Source organism: Lysinibacillus sp. fls2-241-R2A-57 (genome assembly GCF_030209535.1).
Taxonomy (GTDB): domain Bacteria; phylum Bacillota; class Bacilli; order Bacillales_A; family Planococcaceae; genus Lysinibacillus.
The window spans coordinates 1-1,596 of the sequence record NZ_JARVRU010000147.1 but is presented as its reverse complement, the minus strand read 5'-3'; the positions used below and the strand labels follow the sequence as shown (position 1 = coordinate 1,596).

The window sequence follows — 1,596 nt, the reverse complement described above, 5'->3', positions numbered from 1 at the left end:
CGTACGATGTTTTTATTTTTCTAAAGTGTTCAACTTGATTCTACTATTCGCCTATTTTATTTATTTTCAAATCTTCCGTTTTTACTAATGTTCTTATTCGGGGCAGCTATCGCGAAGAAAAAATGGCTTCATCGTTTTGAAGAATACCGAAAAGGTTTTTTCATTACTTGGCTAATGACATTAATAATTGGTGGAACATTGAGCTGGATACTACCTTTCCTTTTAGAAAATTCATCTGCTGCTCAAACAATACAATATATTAGCTCACCGCTCCTAACTATCTTTTATGCTATTAGCTTGATCTTCATTTATCACACGGTTAAAGGGAAGAAAGTTTTACAGTGGTTAGCGGTCCCTGGAAGAATGGCATTCACAAACTATATCGGGCAATCTATCATTTGTACATTTTTATTTGGGCCGTTTGCATTTGGTGTATACGGAAAACTACACTTAACGACAGCCATCATCATCGCCATTGTCATTTTTGTGCTACAAATGATTGTTAGTAAACTGTGGTTATCCAAATTCCGCTTCGGACCATTGGAATATGCTTGGAGATCTTTTACTTATTTAGGCATTAAGAAGGAATCAAAAAATGCTTAGGTTGCAATTTGGTGAAATTTCTCTTTGATTCATATAAAATTCTCGATAAAACGAACTAAAGGGCTGCCAGTTGACAGCCCCTTTACGTTTTTTTTCTAAGTTGTATCCTATTGATTTTCCAGCTTTTTATACCATCTATCCTTCTACGCCTTATCTGAATACAAAAGGAAATATACCCTAAAAAATTATAAGATGCTTGAAATACTTTTTCCATCAAACGCATTTCCCCATCCATTATTCTCTTCTATCGAGAATCTCTCAAAAGGATTGATATCAGGTAAGGGTACATTGCTTTTCACCATATGGTTGATTAGTATCTCTAGTTCATCTAAACTATTTTGTCCATATTCCACTATTCTACTGTATGCATGACTTATACCAATATCATAAATCGACGTCATTACAAAATCTATTTTTTTATCAATATTTTGGTATAATCGATGGAGGTATTTGAAGTTTTTTTCATCTAAATATTCAAAGTGATGCTCTTCATATGATTTAAATTCCAGTAAATTTTCTGGGATTATTTCAGCTACAATGCCGCCCCAATCATCTAGATACTTTATACTCGTAAATTCCCACAAATATTCTAAAACGATTCTCCACTCATTAACATTATAATTTAAAGCTATTAATGTATTCTCAAAACAGCTAATTCCGTATGAAACTCTACCATTCAATGATATTTTTTTAAAATAATTTATGTTCATCGCAAGACACCATCCTTTATTTACCACTCAAAATATCGCTAACTTTCTTTTAAATATATATGAATTTTCACAGACAGGCTTTGAAGTTCTGAAGCTTTTTAACAATATCACTTTGTTTTATCTAGATACAAAATTTCAGATAGTTTACTACCTTCAAAGGTATTTCCCCATCCATTATCCTCTTTAAGTATTAATAAGTACTCAACTTTCGCACCCTGAAAGATCGAAACATTGCTTGAAATAACTAGGCAGAGCTGCTAACCATTTGTTCATTTGACTTTTA

General features: G+C 32.5%; 2 protein-coding genes. One reads left to right on the top strand and one right to left on the bottom strand.

Translation table 11 applies throughout. The annotated features are described in order from the left end of the window. The first annotated feature begins 87 nt into the window (after positions 1-87). A complete protein-coding gene (locus tag QRN68_RS20400) occupies positions 88-603 on the top strand; it encodes a DUF418 domain-containing protein (RefSeq protein ID WP_285398799.1) in 516 nt (171 codons plus the stop codon). Between the two features lie 185 nt (positions 604-788). On the opposite strand, the gene QRN68_RS20395 is transcribed toward QRN68_RS20400, so the two are convergent. After that, complete coding sequence (locus QRN68_RS20395; RefSeq protein WP_285398796.1) at positions 789-1,313, bottom strand: hypothetical protein; 525 nt, start codon at positions 1,311-1,313, stop codon at positions 789-791. Between the last annotated feature and the right edge of the window lie 283 nt (positions 1,314-1,596).

Excerpts from the sequence above, each read along its gene's own strand:
- QRN68_RS20400 (WP_285398799.1), top strand. The coding sequence starts at position 88 with ATGTTCTTATTCGGGGCAGCTATCGCGAAGAAAAAATGGCTTCATCGT.
- QRN68_RS20395 (WP_285398796.1), bottom strand. The coding sequence starts at position 1,313 with ATGAACATAAATTATTTTAAAAAAATATCATTGAATGGTAGAGTTTCA.